Raw genomic sequence first — 19,402 nt, forward strand, 5'->3', positions numbered from 1 at the left:
CGCTACTCGACACTCATCCCGAAAACGACCGTGGCCTTCCTTTCCTCCGACTCGTCGCCGGGCCGCCAATCGATGACGATGAACAGGTGATAGATCCCGGGCTCGACGCGTGTCCCATCGGTCGCCGTCTGGTCCCAGATGGCCGTGAAATCGCCCCACTCCCCGTTATCCACTGGGATGTACTCGGAGAAGTACACCAGGTTCTCCTCGGAGTAGTTGCACGTCGTCTCGAAGGGGCATTTGTGGACGAGAAGGCTGAAGTTCCCACGCCAATCGTAGGCAAGGGCGCTACGCGACGAGACGCGCACGTCCTCCCCGGCCGATACGCGCGTCTTTTCAAGGAACAACGTGGAGGCGGGGTCGGGGGCCCCTAGATAGTTGACCGTGACGACCTCTTCGACGGGCCCGAAGAGGACGCGGACACCGAAGGAGACGTTCCTGTAAGCTACCTCGTAGTCGCCTGCCACCACGCTCCAACTCATGACGGCGTTGGCCCTACCCGCGGCAGGCGCCTTGACCGGGACGCTTTCCGAACCGCCGGCCGCGAGTTCGACGCCGTCTCTACTCACGACGAGGAAGTGCGCCTGCCCGTTCAGGGCACAGTCGGAGGCGTTGTCGACGCGGAAGTTGGCGCCCTTTCCGAAGGCGGACCTCTCCTCCGGCATGACCTTCACGAGGCCCGGGTCTTTCACGTCGCACGGAAGAAGCGCGATCCCGTACTGGCCCGCCACATACACGGCGGCACCCGCGCCGATGATCACGAGTCCCGCGAGGATGGTCGATGTCGCTACCCGGCCTGCCATTCGTCGCGACAACGGTCATGCCCCCAAAAAGGGGGCGTGTGCCTGGAACATCGACGACCGCTCGAACCTGCACATCGTCTTTCGCAGGAGAATCAAACGCGCCATCGGCAAGACCCTTCAAGCCCACCGGCATTGTTTAATATCGAGTTGGTGAAATATCACCTCAAGTGTTGTTCATTCCTGGTTGGACGCCGCCGCGGACGCCGCGTCCGTCGCGCCCCGCAGCCTTACATGTTAAGGTTTGTTGCGAAAAGGGGTTGCTGTCATCCACCGTGCGCCCGCGCTTCCGCAAGCCGATTGCAGGCCGTGTTGCCATCTCCGCATGAGATTCAACGGGGGCCTTACAGGCCGCGCGGCCCGTCGTTTGGTCACCCGTTGGCCGGCGGGCCACATCCACGCAGCGGGCTATTTCGTTACCTTCCCCTTCCTGGACGCGCCCATTGCGAGGGCGAACAGGGCGACCAAAACCACGCCGATCAACAGCGCCACGATAGCCAGCCTCTTACGGTCGTCCGCGATTCGCTTGACGAAATTCGCCGCGTCGTTAATCATGGGCTGGGGATTGAAGCGGTCAAAGTGAATACCCTCCAATCCGTATAGGAACATCGTAGGTTTCGTGCCGTTCTCGATCAAGGGGACAACGAGCTTCCCTGCCTTGACGGCATACCCAACCTCCTGATTAACGGCCGCGGAATCCGTTCCTTCCTTTGTCAAGAGCGCGATGAAAACGTCGCTCCGGTCCAATTCCTCCTGGACCTTTACCGTAACCGGCGTTCCGGGTTGACGGAAGTATTCGGCCACGAACACGCGAAGCCCGAGGCCTTCGAGCGAAGCATACAGCGCGTGTACGAGGTCGGCATTCGATTCGTCCTGCTTATGCGAGAGAAACACGTTCACCATGTTATCGGTTATTCCTCGGAGGCCTAACCTAATAAAGCCGATGCCCCTCGCGCGGCAACGCGCCCCTCTCTGCACGCATTCGCCATCGATTCGAAACCCCCTTCCGAGCTGTTCCTACGCGGTGAGGCACATCCCAAACAGTTACCATCTGCTCACCGGTTGGCGGTGAAATGATACTTTCAGGGCACCTATTACAATAAGTTTATACATGATGAGCTACTATTGCGCGAGTAGGTGATTGCGTTGGTTCGATTTGATTCATTATCTCCACACGACTTCTTGCCGCGCCAAGGTGGATTTTCGAAGCCTCAAACAGCCGAGAAAACACCCGGTTTTCAGGAGGACTCCAGTGAAAGGATTCAGTTGATTCTTAATCTCGTCAAAGGGCACCCTGACGGTGTCTCGGCATCCGACATTGCCGACGCGCTCGGCATTGCTTCCAATACTGTGCTGAAAGTACTGCGCGAACTTGAACGAGAGCGTGAAGTGTACTCACGCACTCACAGCCGCGGACGCTCACAGGTGTGGTACCCGAATGGTCGTCTCATTCACCCGTACCTTGAACTTTTCAAGGAAATCCGCGGCAAGCCCTATCGAATATCGGTGCAAGAATCTCGGACAGGACCACTTGTCCAAGTCCAAGAGCGGTCGTTCTCGCTCCTGCATGGGGAGCGTGTGGAGGGCGCGATCTTCGTCGAATACGAAGCACTCGACCAACTCATTGACGGTCTCAACGAGATGAAAACACGATACGAGTCCCATGAGCGCTTGAAGGTGAAACAATGATGATAAGAACCCTCGAAGTCAAGGAAGTCGTCGGAGAAAGTCTCGTCGGCAGCGCCCGGGTCGGTGCGCGCCACCCCCCCGTCGAAATCGGAAAGATGGCCCCGATGTTTCGCAAGAGCGAAGAGCCAGACGGCCTCGTTCGGGCCTCCTTCCTCGACCCGACCGTCCCCATTGAGATCAACCTGCTGCACTGGCCCTTGATCCGAAGAGCCCTCCAGAGGCTCGCCGTCCAGGCTCCGACACACGCGGATTGGCTCAACCCGAGCGATCTGATCCGTGGACGCCCGGCGATTGGATACGTTCCCCCCGACGCCCTCACCGAGGTGTATCCCGCGGGCATCAAGGCGCTAACAACCAGCGGCCCGGTTGGTCGGCAGATCAGTGCTCTACGAGCGGGCCATCCCGACGCAAATTTTTGGGCTGCCGTGGCCGACACGGGACTGTACGTCCCCTGGTTACAAGAACTCCGGGCCTTCGTCGATGCGATGGGCGCAAGTCTCCTTGCCCCCCCAGTGCCGGTTGTGCAAGGCGATCTGGCTACGAGCCCAGATGGCCAGTACGCCGTCAATCTTGCCGCGGCCAACTACTGGCGCGAAATGGTCACACAAGACGCGGGAGGCGCGCCGACCCTCATAGAGGCGTACCTTCGCCAGCGTCAAATCGGCCTCCTGTACGCCCTGCCCGTGCACCCTACCGCCTTCCGAAACAAGGTGCTCCTGGAAAAGACCCTGCGCTATCTCGATATGGCTCTTGCCTCAGGAGATAATCCCTATTGGGGCGTTCACCTCCATCTTTTCGACATGGGACTCGCCTCCCGCCAAGGGCGCCCGGCAGCAGTAAAGGAGTTTGTTCGAGAGGTGGCGCGGATCGCGACAAATGCAAACGTCCTAACCTGGGTGAGCGACGCCGGCGCCGTGGGTCCGGCCCTTCTCGACCTTGGAGTGTCGTTCACTTCCTACCATAGCGGAATGACGCCCGGCCGCGTCTACGGTGACGGTGGAGGCCCGGGCGAGAAGGAACTTCAATACGGCAAGATAATCGAGCTTTGGAAGTACAACCTCTGTGACCGAGCCTATGTTGAATCCAGGAACTGGACGCTCGAAGATACGGGTTTGTTCAATAGCGTGGTCCCAATGTCGCTCCGTAACACGACGCCCCCCAAGTGGCGAATCGGGTTTTCGCGGCCACACAACACAGCGGTCGCGGAAAAAATCAACCAGCTACGGGAACAAGAGCTGCGGAAGGGCAACGTCGCGCCGGGACGATCTCACATTGGGAAGTCCAATGACGATCGGATTGCCCCTTGGGCCGCGTAGGCTCGGTGAGCGCCGGTGGCCGTTACTTTGTTCGAAGCCTTGACGGTGGCGGCTGCCGTCATTACCGTGGTCGGTGTAGTCTTCGGACAGGATTTGATGGGACGTAGTTGGCGTTTCCTGAATCGGACACGCCCGCTGCTTCAAGTCTCCATCTTGCCAGAACCGGACGGTTCGTGGATCGTTCGGGCCGTCGTGAGCATTCCCCTGGGCAAACCCCCGCTGCAACTCTACACCATCAGGGGCACGATTGAACCAACGGACAAGGCGAGCGGATTCATCCGGCGGCCGGTTCTACTTGAGAATGGACCGGGACCGACCCCCGTGGTTGTAGAACAATACCAGTACGCGGTTAGGCATCTGCCGCTGCCGCCGCGCGGGAAACCATACAATATGACTATTAACCTTGTAGCCGTCGGCGTGAATCTAACGCACAGTTACGAAATCATCCACGACGGCGGCTGGAGGCGGAGGAAGAACTGGTTTGCCCAACAGGTTCAAGATTGGCGGGCGCGGCGATTCTTCAAACGTGCCCGCATCGTGTAGGCTGGAGCGCCGGCTCGTTTCAGTGCGCGGCCCGCGGCCCCACGCGGTTAGCGGTGCAAGTCCTCCTTTGCATACGAACCTGCCGGCGGCAACAGGGTTAAGTCGGGAGACGGAAGTAACAACGCGTGGCCAAGCAACTTCCTGGCGTCCACCGAACCTATGAATTCTATTCGATGAGAACACAGCCGGACAAACTGACGAAAGTCCCAGACAGTGATCTCTTTCTCCCGGGTGAGGCAGAGTGGACATACGAGGTAACGCATTTCAAGAGGACTCGCCTAAATGGATTGGCGAAAGACGAGGATACGGGAGTCGCATCGAAGGTGCAAGCAATCCTTGACCACCGTTTTAGGTTGCTTGAAGTATCGACGGATGGCGATCTCGAACCATTCTGGGCCATGCTTGACCTATACGAAGACTGCAAAATGATTCTCCAGAACTTCCCCCCCTTCAAACCGACGGGGCCGCTTGACGGAATCATGCAGGCCACTGTTAGCGACATGGATCAAACCCTTGGGTATCTGCACCGCGCCAAACAAAAGGGAATTCTTCGTTTGGATCTCACGGGGCCTTCGATGCCTCCAGAGTTGGAGAAACCACGACTTCGCGTTGGGTAGATTTTGCTTATTCGGCCGCGCCAGAATCGCTACCGACCGCGGACACAATAATTGCCGTCTTTCTCTCTGGCGGCCGAGGTCGCTCAATCGGGAACAAATCTTGCATCGCTTGATGGTATCCAACGAGGCCCAACTGGCCCTGGATATGTGCCTTGTCTTGGGGATTGAGCCCAAAGAGCGACTGGATTGCCCGCTCGATGGCATAGTCGTCAGCGAGACGATGGGTAGCCATGATCTTATCCACATTCTCAAGTATCTGAGCGTATGCTTTCCGCCCGGCCGCCGTATGAAGCGGACGGAGTGGAATCGGGAGGCTCCGTATCTTGTCATGAGTGAGCTTTGCGAATGCCTGGGCGGCGTCCAATTCACCGAAGCGTTTGAAAACGTAATATTGGAACGTGCGCGAATTCAGGAGCGCAAGAAGGAACCGGTGATCGAGGTCTTTTGGCGCGTCGGCAGGCAATTTGGTGGGATCCATCCACGCTCCGGGGGGCCGGTCCCTTGTAATGGCGCGCGTCACCTCGTCGCTCGTCCGACGGAAGCGGTAGACGTACACGCTCTGTGGACAGTACGCGCCCGTGCCATCCAACGCAACCGTGAGACCAACACCCGCCTGGCGAATGAGCACCTTCTCCCCATCATAGAGTTCGGGCGGCTTGTACGCGATCCCCTCGAAACCAAGCGTGATTCCTCGATAGGCCAGTGGCCTATAGCGGCCCTTGAAAGAGTCGCCATCCACGAACGGCTGGTCTCCAGAAAGCGCGGGTTCGTGGATGAGGTGATCTTGAGCAAGTGCCTGGGTCATCACGTACTTGTGGTCGCAATGTTTGCATTTTTTCTCCTTGAATTTCCCGCCACGCTCTTGCCCGGGTGGAGCATCCCATTTTGCGCAGTTCGGGCAGCGAATCACATGGCCATCCTTCCCGAGTTCCACGCCGCGGCCCGAATCGCAAACCGCGCCAAGGGGCAGGGACTCTCCCTCCATTTTCGCCATAATGGCGTCATCGTCTACGTACCGGAATAGCTCCACTTCGCCTGTGGCGCGACATCGAGATTGTGGTACGGCAAACGCGTAGGATTCTTCCATTAGAGCGAGGTTGGTTTCGCCTCTGACGGCCCTTCGACGATCCTCTTCTACGAGGACCATGCTCCGAAAACCCGAAGTGTCGTTCGGTTGTTCCAACGAGGCTTGCAGTACGGTAGTGTTAAATCGGATCGCTGGCCCGAACCAATCCGCACCAAGATTGTGATACCTATTGATGGTCGTGTTTTCGAGGAGGTATTTCCTAACGGCAGTATGCTCACGGAGTAGGAGCGTATGTGGTAGGACGTAGGCGAGTACGCCGCCGGGACGCAGGTACTTCAAAGCCGTGAGAATGAAGAGCTCGTACGAATCCAGTGCCTCGGCGTCGATGGTGGGGTAGATGGACTTGACATAGCTTCGCGACTCGGGACGTACCTCGGCCCCCCATGGCGGGTTACCAATGACCAAGTCGAACTTCGGGAATCCGTCGGTCGCTTTCGGGATCCCGGGGAATTGGAGAATGTCGGCCAATGCATCTCGAGCCAAGAAATTCTTCTCCAATCCTTCAAGGCGCGTGTTTTTGCGGGCAGAGCCGAGCCACAGAGAAAGTTTTGCGACCTCAACGCTTTCAGGGAGAATGTCGTTTCCGTGGATGCACGCGCGCAATGCGTCTGCCTCAATTCCATGATAGTCAGCGAGAGTCACTTGCCCGCCGCGGAGGCTGTCAAGCTTCGCGACAACCCGGTTGATTTCTCGCAGAATGGTTCGATAGCTTGAAACCAGGAACGCCCCAGACCCGCAGGAAATGTCCGCCACGCGGATTGCAAGTATTCGTTGGAGGTATGACCGGAAAAACGCCTCTTGTTGCGTCTTCGTCGGCTGTGCGGGGGCTTGAGTTCCCCATACCGCCCTCATAGTCTCAGAGGCAAGATCGGTAAAAATCGTCTCAAACGCTTTTTGCGCGAGGAAATTCGTAAGGCCTTCCCTGGTGTAATAAAGGCCGAATTTTTCCCTTGTCAGCGCCGCTTCGACAGTCGCGGCGGTCGTTGAGGACTTGTGTACTGCTTCCAAGTCGCCGACGCTTTCCTCGAAGATTCGTCCCAGAAGGTGCTCGTTGAAGTCCGTGTAGAAATCGAATTTTCTGAAACCAAATATACCATGTACTTTTTCATCCCCCACCTTATAGTCCTTGAGGAAGAGGCCGTCTGGAATTCGAACGCCATCGAGGATGGCGTGAGCTTGGAACAGTCCGCCGTTATATCCATACACTCGGGTGGCTGACGTCGCCGCCGTCCCGACGTCGATGGCCCGGAAGAGATCCTTGACATCCTCGTAGATTCTGTCACTCGAAACACTTGGGCGCGAGGCTGCTGATTCAATGACTCTGCCGAGGAGTCCGTGGGGCAGCAGTTCCGCCGGGTGGTCCGAGAAGAAGCAGGTCATGAGCCCCCTGTGGATCAACTGCTGGCTCGCTTTGACGAGGTCAATACGGCCTTGTTCGGTGTGCGCCAATTCCGGTTTAGCCCGCGAGAGCGCGGAATAGGAATCCCTAACGATCTGCCGGTAATAGGCGTAGAACTCGTCGGTCAGACGTAGCCGGGCAGAAAGGCTGTTTTGGAGCAGGTTCTCGAGCTGGGAAGGCTCTGGGTACCCGATGAGATGGTCGCGGTGGAGAAGGTAGTACATTTGCCAAAAATGGTCGGTCAGAGTGCCGTTCGCGACGAAGTCGGGAATCCACCAGCGTTCGAAGTGATCTATGGCGCTGTGGTGGTAGACGCGCACTTCTTTCATGTTGGAGACGAGGACCCACTTTACGTGGAGTCCGTTTCGGACCGCGTATTCGAACGCCTGTTCGACGGGGCTCTTGAGCCTCCCAGGATCGACTTTATCAAGATCAACGGAAGGCCCTTTCAATTCACCAACGGCAAGGCGGATGTCATCTTTCACGGACCCGTCGGCGTCAATCTGAAATTGCCCCAAGAGGAAGTCCGGAAACATGTCGGCGCCGGTGGCTTTGGTTTTCGGTAGGATCTGGAATCGATTCTGTTTGCCCGGGGGCTGAGCATAGCCAAGGATGTCCACGAAGAACAGTTGGTTGAAGGCCTGCTCCAAATTACTTTCGTTGAGATCGGCTCCACTGGCGATCATCGATGTCCAGGAAGAAAGGCGCTGCACGACGGGGTCGTTGCCTCCAGGAAGCGACTTTGGGAACTGGGCGAGATATGCGGAAAGGAGTTCCTTGCGGAAGAGTGGGTATCGTTCCATTTTCATGCGCCCGGGCCTTGCCTCTTGACGACGCGACGGGAAGTGGCGTTCGGTTCTTAAGACGATGCGGTTCGGTCGCCGGCCGCGCAGCGGTTTTCAGGAACTCCGCCGCGCATTCCGGACACGGCCGAACGACGGCGTATGGCGACGAAGGTGCGCACCCGATGGTAGCAGCTTGCCCCCTTGTGTATGAAGATGTTGCGCCGCAAGTAGCGCATGGTCCGGTTCCAGTCAGTCCAATCGCGTTTGACGCGTGACCGCTGGCCACCCAAAGTCTTCGGCCATCGCCGGAGTCGGAGCCGACTTTTCTGGCCGCAAGGCCTCTCGCATAAGGGCACCCCATCGATTCTTCCAGCCGCTTCGGGAGATTAGGCCGGCGGCCTCCGCCGGTGTTTGGCCGGCCAACGCCTGATGCGGTCTCACGAAATTCAGCCACACGGCTTGACCGGCGGTGAGCGGTCCTCCGGGACTTTGGAGCGTTCTGGCCGCGCGCTGCCTCCCTCTCACCGTATTGTTGACGCGTTCCACCATGTTGTTGTTCCGCGCATGGTCCGTAATGTGAATTTCGCGAAGGTGCCGACGTTCTCGTTTCTTGCCCGTGCCGAAGACGCGCTTGGCCGCGTCAAGGTAGGCCGGCAATCCGTCGGTCACAATCGTGGATGGCATTTCGCCAGCCGCTTGCCGTTTGGCCAACGCGAAGACCATGGTGGCGTCGGAGGTCTCGCGGCCCTCAGAGATCCTGCTTACCAAGATGAATCGCGTTTTTCGATCCACGACGTGCCAGAGCCATTTCCATTCGCCGGCGTACTTGACTTTCATCTCGTCCGCGTGCCATCGGGTCGTGCCGACCTTAGGCCGAAGGTCCTCCGCGTAGTCATTGAGGAGTCGCACATAGCGCGACAGCCAATTGTAGACGGTCACGTGCCCGACCTTAACGCCGAAAAACTGCTCAAGAGTGTCGGCAATTCCTCTGAGGCTTACGCCTTTGAAGTACAGGTCGAGCACAAGGCAAATCACCTTTGCATCGCCCTTGAGGCGTTTGAAGCCGTCGTCCTGCACAAACTTCCGCTTGCACTTCTTGCACCAGTAAGCTTGGCGGCGGCCGCATCGGCCGTACTTGGTCAAGTCTTCCCCCTGGCAATATTTGCATACGATCCTTGGGCTCATTTCCGGTTCTTCGGCGATGACTTCAACAGGCTCCGGGACAATCGGTGGTTCCTCAGTGATTACGGAAAGAAGGATCCGTACGGCCCAGATGTGCTTGCACGGAATAGTCGTGTCGCGAAAGTCCGCGCAAGTGCATCGCCAATGCTTTCTCTTCCCGCCGCCACCACCTGGAACCTTGACCCGGTACCGCAACCCTGGCTCCCGTGCACTCGGGATCCGGTACTCGTACATGTGCACCCGGTGAATCGAGTCCGCGGCCTTCGCGACGATGGCCGCGCCTCGCTGTTGTCGGGCGTCCACGATAGCCTGCATATCTATCGCAATCTATAGGAATACATCGACGGCTTCTTATAGATTCCGGTGGCTACCCCGTTTCGAGGTGGTTGGATGGCGATGAAAAAGGTGATGGTCGCTATGACTCCTGAGATGTACACTGCACTCGAAAGAATGCGCCGGGCACGCAAGCTGGGAACGGTCCCGGAACTCATTCGTCAACTTCTTAGTACCGCCCTGACTTCTGACGTCTGAATGGCCATGCGACTTTGGGAGCGGCTCGACGAGGATCAGAAAAAGTTGGTGTTGGTCGCCGTCGCCCTTGCCATTCTTGTTTTCGCGGTCGCCATATATCAAACAGAAATAGTTGCGGCCATCAATGGGGTGCTTGCCGAAGCCGGGCGCCTACTGGATGTGGCCTTCACGACGACGCTTGGGTTCATATTTTCAGCACTCGCGTGGCTATGTATTTTCTTCTTGGACTCGTGCATCGCCCAAGCAGTCATTCGGCAGACGGTCACGATTACCGGCGGCCGCGTTCAACTCAAAACGAACGGGCGCAGGCCGTACCTGCCCGATTGGTTTTACGCGCTCATCGTATGGGGCGTGGGAATTGCCATTGCGGCTGTCGAATATTATGAATTCGGAACCATCTTTGCCATGCTGCGAGGCCACAAACTCGCCTTGGCGTGGCTTCTTTTGACTCTCGTGGCCGCGAACTATTACGTCATGCAACTGGACGACCTGGGCCGACCAAAGCACGGAAAGGGAGCCAGGAACGCATTGTGGCTGGGCGGCTTGTCAGGGGCAGTTTTCTTAGGCACGCTTCTGCCAAGATAATAGAAGAATCAGCAAGGCGCAGAGCAAGATTCCTGCTGAAATGTAGAGCATTCGCCTGCTTGTGACGTGGACAATGCCCACCCGCACACCCACGACGAAAAGAAGCTCAAGCCACACCGCGGACCAACCAAGAGTGAACAGGGGCGCCCAAAGGGCCTGATCAGGGTTCAACCAACCACCCCCTGAACAATGCCAAGCCCACCTAACGTTCATATAGAAGTTTCCCTTTACATGGTCCACCCAACCTCAAGAAAGGTGGTATCTCAATGATGGGCTCGAACCAACCGATAATCATCCTGAAGGAAGGCACAAACCGCGAAAAGGGCAAGGGCGCGCAGGCGAACAACATCATGGCCGCGCGAGCGATCGCCGACGCGGTGCGCACCACGCTTGGCCCCAGGGGCATGGACAAGATGCTCGTCGACTCGATGGGCGACGTCGTCATCACCAACGACGGCGCGACCATACTCAAGGAGATCGACGTGGAGCACCCGGCCGCGAAGATGCTCATCGAGATCTCGAAGACCCAGGACGAGGAGTGCGGCGACGGGACCACGACGGCCGTTGTCCTCGCGGGCGAGCTCCTGAAGCGCGCCGAGTACCTCGTCGAGAACGTCCACCCGACGCTCATCACGAAAGGGTACCGGCTGGCAGCCGACAAGGCGGTCGAGATCCTCACCAAGTACGCGATCAAGGTCGACCCCGAGGACGAGAAGGAACTCACGCGCGTAGCGACGACGTCGATGTTCAGCAAGGCGGCCGCGTTCGACCGCGAGCATCTCGCGGAACTCTCGGTACGCGCCGTCACGGCCATCGCCGAGAAGCAGAACGGCAAGTGGACGGCCGACAATGACCACATCCAGATCGTGAAAAAGCACGGTGGCGCGGTCACCGACACCGAACTCATCGAAGGCATCATCGTCGACAAGGAGCGCGTCCACGGCGGGATGCCGACGAGCGTCAAGAACGCGAAGATAGCGTTGCTCAACGTCGCCCTCGAGGTCAAGAAGACCGAGGTCGACGCGCACATCGAGATCCGCGACCCGACGAAGCTCCAGGCCTTCCTCGACGAGGAGGAACGGTACCTCCGCGGTCAGGTCGAGAAAGTCAAGAAGAGCGGTGCCACGGTGGTTTTCTGCCAGAAAGGCATCGATGACCTCGCTCAGCACTTCCTCGCAAAGGAAGGCATCTACGCGGTGCGCAGGGCCAAGAAGAGCGACCTCGAGAAGCTCGAACGCGCCACGGGTGCTCGCATCGTGAACAAACTCGACGACCTGCGCGCGGACGACCTCGGGAAGGCCGCCCTAGTCGAGGAACGGAAGATCGCCGACGAGGAGATGACGTTCGTCACCGGCTGCACGGGCGCCAAGAGCGTCAGCATCCTCATCCGCGGCGGCACCGACCACGTCATTGACGAGATGGAGCGCACGCTCCACGACTCGTTGGGCGTCGTATCGACGACCATCGAGAACGGGCACATCGTCCCGGGCGGCGGAGCACCGGAAGTGGAGACGGCTTTGCTTCTACGCGACTACGCGACGACCGTGGGCGGCAGGGAGCAGCTCGCGATCGAAGCGTTCGCCGAAGCGCTCGAGATCATCCCGCGCACCCTCGCGGAGAACGGCGGCCACGATGCGATAAACGCGCTCGTCGACCTTCGCTCAGCGCACGAGAAGGGCAACAAGTACGCCGGGTTCAACGTCTTCACGGGAAAGGTCGTCGACATGAGGAAAGAGAACATCGTCGACCCCCTCAGGGTGAAGACGCAGGCCATCCAGAGCGCAACGGAGGTCGCGACGATGATCCTCCGCATCGACGACGTCATCGCGTCCAAGAAGGGCGCGGGTGGCGCAGGCGGCCCACCGGGCGGCCCAGGCGGGATGCCGGGCGGCATGGGCGGCGGCGACTTCGAGTAGGCGGTCGAACGTCGTCAAGTGGGGCGGCAAGGCGTCGCCCCTATCCCTTCTTCGCCCCTTTCTCCTCTTCTTATTTTCATCCCCCCTGCTCCTCTTTTTCTCTTCATCCCTTCCGACGGTCGCAAGGCCCTTGATCATCTCCAGTCGACCGACCGCCCCACGGGCCACAAGCCTTAACCGCCGCCGTCTGGTTTTTGGATGACATGCCGGCTGAGAAAAAACGTTCCTTTGACACTAGGGCCGTCCACGGGTCGCAGCGGAAAGGCCACGCGCCTCTTGCCGAGGCCATTTTCCCGACCACCACGTGGCGCCTCGACGACGCCAAGCAGGGCGCAAGGTTCGCGCAGGCGATCCACCCGCAGCAATTCTACACGCGATGGGGAAACCCCAACCTCCAAACGCTCGAAGAGACGGTCGCTTCTTTGGAGGGCGGCGAGACGGCGCTTGCGGTCGGTTCGGGGATGGCCGCGATCTCAACGGCCGTGATCACGGCGCTCGACGGCGGAAAACGGATCGCCGCCCAAAGAGCGCTGTACTCGGCCACGATGGAGATGTTCACCGGTCACCTCAAGGCCGCCAATATCGAAACGACCTTTTTCCTCAAGCAATACGGCGTCGAGACGACTTTCTTCGACCCGACGAAAACCGGAGACGTGGATAGGGCATTGACGCCGGGGACGAAGATCGTCTACATCGAGACGCCCGCGAACCCGACGATGGAGATCACGGACATCGCACAGGTAGCCCGGGTGGCCCACAAGGCGGGGGCGATCGTCATCGCCGACAACACGTTCGCCACACCGTACAACCAGCGACCCCTCGAATTCGGGGTCGACGTCGTCGTCCACTCGATGACGAAAGGCATCTCCGGGCACAGCGACGTGACCGGTGGCATCATCGTCGGTAAGCGGTCATTCATCGAGAAGGCCTGGTTGAACTACAAGATCCTTGGACAGACGCTGGGGCCCATCGACGCGTGGCTTGCCAGCCGCGGCCTGAAGACGTTGCACCTCCGGGCTGAACGCCAGAACCGCAACGCCGCCCGGCTCGCCGAACTTCTCGCGAACCACCCGAAGGTCCAGAAAACGAACTACCCGGGCCTCAAATCGCACCCCCAGCACGCGCTTGCGGCAAAACAGATGACGGGGTTCGGTGGCATGCTCTCGTTTGAGATCAAGGGCGGCTACGAGGCGGGAAAGCGCTTCGCCGAATCGGTGGAGGTCGCGACGCTTGCCGTGAGCCTCGGCGGCGTCGAGACATTGGTGCAACACCCGGCGTCGATGACGCACGGGCCCGTCTCGGCCGAGGACCGTCAGCGGGCCGGGATCAACGATTCGCTCATCCGCGTATCGTGCGGGATAGAGGCAACCGAGGATCTTGTGGCGGATTTCGAACAAGCCCTTGCCAAGGCGTGAGCATAGGCCAGCACGGGCCCCCGCCCGGATCCCTGCCCGGCATAGGCGCCGCCGTACGATTCGGCCCGCATCCCGCGCCACGGGGCGACAGGCATCATCGACGGATCTCCGGATAGGCCGCTGACGAAGCGCCCGCATTCCAAGCTCCACTTTGCTCCTATAAGCGACCAATCCACAATCTATATGGGCCGCACTATTGAATCCGGGTCCAATGGCAAAAAGCAGATCCAACGTAATCGGAATCGCGGTACTTTTCATGGGTGTGGCGTTTGCGGGCTGCACTTCGTCAACGCCGCCGGCGACGAACGGCGGCGTCGATTTCGGGGACGGGACAGATTCCGGCGACGGCTCCACGGGTAACGGCACGGGCACGGGCGGCGACACCGGCACCGGCAACCAGACCGGCGGAGGGACCGATGGTGGGAACGAGACCGGCGACGACGGCAACACCACCGTTCCCCGCTTCGAACTCACGGCACCGACGATCGGGGTCGTCGATGCCACCGGCAACACCACGAACTCGGTCGCCGTACGGGAAGACGTGAACATCAGCGCGACCTTCGCCGACGCGAACATCTCCGCCCACATCGTCAACTATGTCTGGCGTCTAGGCGATGGGAACGTGAAGAACGGTTCGAACATCATGCATTCGTACCTTTCCCCCGGGCGCCGCGTCGTGAACCTCACGGTGGAGGACGCCTTCGGGAGGAACGCAAGTTCGGAGGCGGTCATCGGCGTTCGCCACGAGGAGACCTTCACGGGCACCCTCACCATCGCTTACGTGCAGGGCGGAGACGCCGAGAACGGGAGGTCGTACCGCCGGCACTCGTTCAACGTCACCGACGGCGCCGTCGTCGCCGAGATCAGGCTTTCCTACGAGCCCGGCGTGACCACGACGGAGAACCTCGACCTGTTCATCTTCGCCCCGAACCAGACGGATGAGGCGGTGGCGAGCGGAGCGAAGCCGGCGGGCCAGCCGGAATCCCTGACGCTCGACTCGTCGATCCTACTTTCCACCGGCCAATATGCGGCGGAGGTGCGCCTCGTCGCCGGCGCGGCGGTCGATTACACGTTGCGCGTAACCATCGAATACGTCTAAGGCCACCGATCGGTCGAACGTAGCACGCTCCCAAGACGCGCAGCCACGGGGCCAAGCGGTGGCTGGGTGAGGATGGCCCTTGCGACGATGCGTTGGACTCCGGGGCGACCACGCCCAAAGCCAACCGCGCCCCCACGGCGGATCAGGTGCTTTCTCCTTGGAGGTTTATATATGGCGGGGAAGAGTCGTGCAGTAAAGGCTAATACCGGCCGGGGGAAGTCTAACGCGTCAAAATGGTTGCCGCGAGACCCTCCATAGCATTAGTCGCCACGGGACTCGTCGTCCTCGCGTTTTCGGGCTGCGTGAGCCCCCCGTCGGACCCTGGCGCCGAAAAACGGATAGCCACCGCCGAGACGACCGTCGAACTTGGCGGCGTCGAAGGCATCGTGGTCGACCCTTCGTACTCGCCGCTAGTGGGCGCGACCGTCACCATCCGCGAACTTGAGACGGCCACCCAGGCCCTCGAGGACGGGAGCTTCGCTTTCAGCAAGGTGACGCCCGGCACCTACGCGTTTGTCGCCGTCTACGAGGGGTATGCGTCGAGCGTGAAGACTTTGAGCGTCTCCGGCGCGAAGATCGAGAAACTCGAATTCATGCTCGATCCACTCGGGACGACCGCGCCATTCATCGACAAGATGGAGTTCGCCGGGTTCCAGGAGTGCGCCGCCTCTTGGGGCTACAAAGTTTCGACTCCGGGCGGCGAAGTCCCCAATCCGCCAATCCGGGGCGTTTCGGCGTGCTCAGTGGGAAACATCGTGAGCCAGGACATCCTCGAACAGGGAAACGTCACCAACGACCACTTCATGGACCGCTTCTTCATCGGCAAGGACGTGAAGTCGATCGTGGTCGAACTCGTCTGGGACCAGAGCGGTGTTACGGGAAGAGGCGCGAGCGTCATCGTCGAGCCCGACCTCATCTCGAACGATCCCCGCACCGAATATGGGCGCGCCGACGGAAAGAGCCCGCTGCGCGTCGAGATCGACGTGGCCCGGATGCTGGAGGTCGACGATAACATGACTAAGGTCTGCGCCGGCGAATACCCGCCCGACGACATCATCGCCCCGGAGGAGTACTGCTCGCGGGAGGGCGACGGGAACGAGGGCCGCAATATAACGATGAAGGGCGGCGCCCTGCAGTGGCGGGTGTTTCCATGGTGGGCCGGAAGCCCCGATGAAAAGGCGGGCGCCTCGGCCTCGATACAACAAAGGTTTTCCGTATATGTGAGCGTATTCTACCACGAACCGGCCCCGTCCGGCTACTCGATCTCGCGGAGATGAACAGGTGACAAGGCGAACAGGGACAGGCATCCTCTTGGCAACCCTCATGGCCGTAGCCTTCTTCCTCGCTCCCGTTGCATCCGCCGCGACCAACACCGGCTACACGGGCCCCTCCGTCGAAGTGAAACTCTACGGACACGTGTTCGACCTGTTGAACAAGGTGCCGATAAATACCGAGGTCCCCCCCGCTAGCGACTTGGGACGCAACTTTGGGACCCCGACATTGAGGACCGGCGTTCAGGATCTTGACACTCAAAACTATCTTTACTTTTACTCGACCCCCGGCCCCGTGCACTACAATGTGACCGAGACCGTTGGGGGCGTCGTCGGGCCCCGTTTGCACCCGGAGCGCGGCATCGCAATGGACATGGAGTTGGAGCCAGGCAAGGATATTGTCGCCTACTGGTACATGTCCGCAGACTCGGTATCGACCAGGACAGTCGGTTTTGCCCCGGGCGTTGACCTTGGTGTGCTCGCGCAACTCAAGGTCCGAGCCACGATTCGTTTGGGCGATGACATCGGTCAGGATCTGGACAAGCAACCGATAGTTGCGCAAGGCGAGGCTCTTGTGGACATGATCGTCACCCCCAGTGATCCCAAGGTCTATGAAATCGTGATCAACCTCGGCAAGCCTCAACGCGAGGTGATCAAGGCAGACGAGGACTTCAACATCAAGTTCGAATGGTACCAGGTAAAAGATGAGGCTTCTGGCGCCGAATTCGTCCAGCGTGACTGGGAACTGCACACGGGGAAAGATTACCCGAACCGCGTTCATCTTTGGGTCAGGAATCCGGTCGTGCTCCAGGACATCCACCCGCAATTTGTGGGCGACAAACTGGTCATCCACAATTACCTGAATTCGCCCCTTGGAAACTACGATGTTGACGCGTCATCAACGACGGTGACGATCCAGGGCCCCTCGGAGGCGAAGAGCCTTTCCCAACCAGTCGTCGTACAACGGACTTGGGAGCACAACCACCACTTCGACGCAGTGACCGTCACCTACCTTTGGGATTACCGCGATGACGATGCCGTGCCGGGAGAATATAAAGTCACGACATCCGCCTGGAACCTCCAACACACCGCCATGGCCGAGAAGACAGCACATTTCTACATCGACGAGGGCGGGAAGGCCGGCAAGGCGATCGCGGCGAGCGGCGACGAGATCAAGCCGTTCGACCTTGAGGACGTCGAAAAAGGCCCGAAGAACGCCCCGGGATTCGAGGGGTTGTTCGTGATTGCGGCCCTTGCCGCGGTGGCCTTCGGTAGACGGAAGAAACGGCGTTAAGCGACGCGCTTTCGCAGTTCACATCTTAACGGGTCGGTCTTGGCCTATCCTTGACGCTTCCGGCCCCATCTGGCCTTGGTACTTGCTGCCTCGCGCCGCTCCGTATGGCTTCTCGGCAGGGCTCAAGAGTTGATGGATGACTATCTGCGAGACTCGCGTCCGTGGCCGCAGCGCCACAGGCACTTTGCCCAGGTTTGAGAGTTCGAGCGTTATCTTGCCCTCGAAACCTGGGTCTATGAAACCCGCCGTGGCATGGACGACGATGGCAAGCCTTCCGAAGCTCGACCTGCCTTCGACGCGGGCGACTAGGTCGTTCGGGATCTTCACGCGCTCCAACGTGGTCCCAAGCGCGAACTCGCCGGGGTGCATGATGAACGCGTCACCGTCCTTCACATGCATCTCCTCTGTGTACTCCTTCGCGACCGTCGTGTCGCCTGGGTCGATGAACGGGATGTGCGGTGTCTTGAAGACGCGGAACTCGTTGCCGAGCCGCAAATCGATGGATGCAGGCTGGATCTGGAGGTCGGGGTCATCTAGCGGGTCGACGACGAGGTCGCCCTTCTTGAGCCGTGCCTTGATGTCCAGGTCGCTGAAGATCATCGCCGGGAAAGCGGCGTCCCGCCTAAAACCCCTTGCCTGCGTCGACCACCGGCATGCCTCAAAAGGATGGCGCGATGTGACTTTCGTCCCTTGGTAACCCGCGGGCAAGGCGCGTCAGGAGGAACGGTGTGACCAAAGTGGTGAGAAGCGACATGACGACCACGGCGGAGTAGAGGTCCCGAGAGACACCGGGGATGCCCAAGGCGATCAGGGCGACGATGATGCCGACCTCGCCGCGTGGGATCATCCCCACGCCGACGAAGAGCGCGGATCTTGCGCCGAGCGACATCGAGGCGACGTAGCAGGCGACGAGCTTCGTCGCGATCGCCACGACCACGACCGAAGCGATGAAAAACGCCGAACCCGAAACGGCGCCGAGCTGGACCTGCGCACCGACGAAGACGAAGAAGAACGGCGCGAGGAACTCCTTGAGCGAGACGAAGGCGTGATCGAGCTGGTAGGATTCGCGTAAGCCCGCGAAGGCCATCCCGGCAAGAAACGCACCGATGATGGCTGCAAGGCCGAAAGTCGCCGCAAGCGCCGAAAGCCCGAGGCACGCCGCGATGGCCGCCCCACGCACCATGCGCATGCTCGGCTCCTTGCCGACCCAACCGGGCGCCTTTTGGATGGCGCGGTTCACGAGGCGCTCGCCGAAAAGCGCGAACACGAGGACGAAGCCAAGCGAGGCCATGATCGCGAGGCCGGCGGAGAACACCGAGGCCCCGCCGCCGACGGCCACCGATTGCACCACCGTGAGCACTGCTAGCCCCAAGACGTCGTCGATGACGGCGGCCGCCATGATCACCCGGGACTCGCGTCTCCCGATTATCCCAAGGTTCCCAAGCACCGCCGCGGTTATTCCCACCGACGTGGCGACCAGCGCCGCGCCAAGGAAAAGGGATTCCACCTGCGACAGCGTGTTGTAGACGCCGAGGGCGTAGCCGGCCGCGAAAGGGACGGCGACGCCGCTCAACGCCACGAGCGTTCCAAGGCGGCCGACCTTGCGAAGCTCCGACAGGGGGGTTTCGAGTCCGACCTCGAAGATGAGAAAGATCACGCCCAACTCGGCGAAGAGGCGCAGGACCTCCGCCGACGTCGCCGGGAACACGAAGTCCTTGAGGAACGTGTTCCCGAGGATGAGGCCCGCCGAGATCTCGCCTATTATCGTCGGCACGTGGACGCGGGAGACCAGGACACCAAGCACCTTCGCGGCGAGGAATATGGCGAAGAGCTCGAAGATGACATAATCGCTCCCGCTTACCACGTCCGCGAA

Annotated in this window: 16 protein-coding genes; 10 read left to right on the plus strand and 6 right to left on the minus strand. The window is 59.9% G+C overall.

Annotated features, from left to right (window positions below; genetic code table 11):
• Positions 1 to 2: 2 nt before the first annotated feature.
• Both HY556_09550 and HY556_09555 read right to left on the minus strand, forming a co-directional pair.
• Complete coding sequence (locus HY556_09550) at positions 3 to 803, minus strand: hypothetical protein (protein ID MBI4394023.1); 801 nt, start codon at positions 801 to 803, stop codon at positions 3 to 5.
• A gap of 405 nt (positions 804 to 1,208) precedes the next feature.
• Positions 1,209 to 1,778, minus strand: coding sequence for a toll/interleukin-1 receptor domain-containing protein (locus tag HY556_09555; GenBank protein MBI4394024.1), 570 nt, complete (start codon positions 1,776 to 1,778; stop codon positions 1,209 to 1,211).
• 159 nt (positions 1,779 to 1,937) lie between these two features.
• Between HY556_09555 and HY556_09560 the strand changes: the two genes are divergently transcribed.
• From HY556_09560 to HY556_09575, 4 genes are all read left to right on the plus strand, one after another.
• Complete coding sequence (locus HY556_09560) at positions 1,938 to 2,489, plus strand: winged helix-turn-helix transcriptional regulator (protein MBI4394025.1); 552 nt, start codon at positions 1,938 to 1,940, stop codon at positions 2,487 to 2,489.
• A complete protein-coding gene (locus HY556_09565; GenBank protein MBI4394026.1) occupies positions 2,486 to 3,805 on the plus strand; it encodes a hypothetical protein in 1,320 nt (439 codons plus the stop codon). Before HY556_09560 ends, HY556_09565 begins: the two co-directional genes overlap by 4 nt.
• 27 nt (positions 3,806 to 3,832) lie before the next feature.
• Entirely contained in the window at positions 3,833 to 4,348 is a 516-nt protein-coding gene (locus tag HY556_09570) for a hypothetical protein (GenBank protein ID MBI4394027.1), read from the plus strand.
• 125 nt (positions 4,349 to 4,473) lie between these two features.
• Positions 4,474 to 4,965 carry a hypothetical protein gene (locus HY556_09575; protein ID MBI4394028.1) on the plus strand — a complete coding sequence of 164 codons (492 nt, stop codon included), beginning with the start codon at positions 4,474 to 4,476 and terminating at the stop codon, positions 4,963 to 4,965.
• A gap of 7 nt (positions 4,966 to 4,972) precedes the next feature.
• Here the strand turns inward: HY556_09575 and HY556_09580 are convergent, their stop codons facing one another.
• Both HY556_09580 and HY556_09585 read right to left on the minus strand, forming a co-directional pair.
• The gene (locus HY556_09580) at positions 4,973 to 8,260 is read right to left on the minus strand and encodes an N-6 DNA methylase (protein MBI4394029.1); all 3,288 of its coding nucleotides are present in this window, start codon (positions 8,258 to 8,260) and stop codon (positions 4,973 to 4,975) included.
• 225 nt (positions 8,261 to 8,485) lie between these two features.
• Positions 8,486 to 9,721: a DDE-type integrase/transposase/recombinase gene (locus HY556_09585; GenBank protein MBI4394030.1), complete on the minus strand. Its 1,236-nt coding sequence runs from the start codon at positions 9,719 to 9,721 to the stop codon at positions 8,486 to 8,488.
• A 228-nt stretch (positions 9,722 to 9,949) separates the two neighbouring features.
• Between HY556_09585 and HY556_09590 the strand changes: the two genes are divergently transcribed.
• The 6 genes from HY556_09590 (at position 9,950) to HY556_09615 (ending at position 17,529) form a co-directional block, all read left to right on the plus strand.
• A complete protein-coding gene (locus HY556_09590; GenBank protein MBI4394031.1) occupies positions 9,950 to 10,534 on the plus strand; it encodes a hypothetical protein in 585 nt (194 codons plus the stop codon).
• 266 nt (positions 10,535 to 10,800) lie between these two features.
• Entirely contained in the window at positions 10,801 to 12,450 is a 1,650-nt protein-coding gene (locus tag HY556_09595) for a TCP-1/cpn60 chaperonin family protein (GenBank protein MBI4394032.1), read from the plus strand.
• Between the two features lie 203 nt (positions 12,451 to 12,653).
• The gene (locus HY556_09600) at positions 12,654 to 13,865 is read left to right on the plus strand and encodes an aminotransferase class I/II-fold pyridoxal phosphate-dependent enzyme (GenBank protein ID MBI4394033.1); all 1,212 of its coding nucleotides are present in this window, start codon (positions 12,654 to 12,656) and stop codon (positions 13,863 to 13,865) included.
• Between the two features lie 211 nt (positions 13,866 to 14,076).
• Positions 14,077 to 14,964 carry a PKD domain-containing protein gene (locus tag HY556_09605; protein MBI4394034.1) on the plus strand — a complete coding sequence of 296 codons (888 nt, stop codon included), beginning with the start codon at positions 14,077 to 14,079 and terminating at the stop codon, positions 14,962 to 14,964.
• A 233-nt stretch (positions 14,965 to 15,197) separates the two neighbouring features.
• A complete protein-coding gene (locus tag HY556_09610; GenBank protein MBI4394035.1) occupies positions 15,198 to 16,241 on the plus strand; it encodes a carboxypeptidase regulatory-like domain-containing protein in 1,044 nt (347 codons plus the stop codon).
• A gap of 4 nt (positions 16,242 to 16,245) precedes the next feature.
• Complete coding sequence (locus tag HY556_09615; GenBank protein MBI4394036.1) at positions 16,246 to 17,529, plus strand: hypothetical protein; 1,284 nt, start codon at positions 16,246 to 16,248, stop codon at positions 17,527 to 17,529.
• Positions 17,530 to 17,547: 18 nt separating this feature from the next.
• Here the strand turns inward: HY556_09615 and HY556_09620 are convergent, their stop codons facing one another.
• A complete protein-coding gene (locus tag HY556_09620; protein ID MBI4394037.1) occupies positions 17,548 to 18,129 on the minus strand; it encodes a dCTP deaminase in 582 nt (193 codons plus the stop codon).
• A 58-nt stretch (positions 18,130 to 18,187) separates the two neighbouring features.
• Positions 18,188 to 19,393 carry a cation:proton antiporter gene (locus tag HY556_09625; protein MBI4394038.1) on the minus strand — a complete coding sequence of 402 codons (1,206 nt, stop codon included), beginning with the start codon at positions 19,391 to 19,393 and terminating at the stop codon, positions 18,188 to 18,190.
• Positions 19,394 to 19,402 lie beyond the last annotated feature (9 nt).

The sequence above is a fragment of the Euryarchaeota archaeon genome (assembly GCA_016207515.1).
Taxonomy (GTDB): Archaea; Thermoplasmatota; SW-10-69-26; order JACQPN01; family JACQPN01; genus JACQPN01.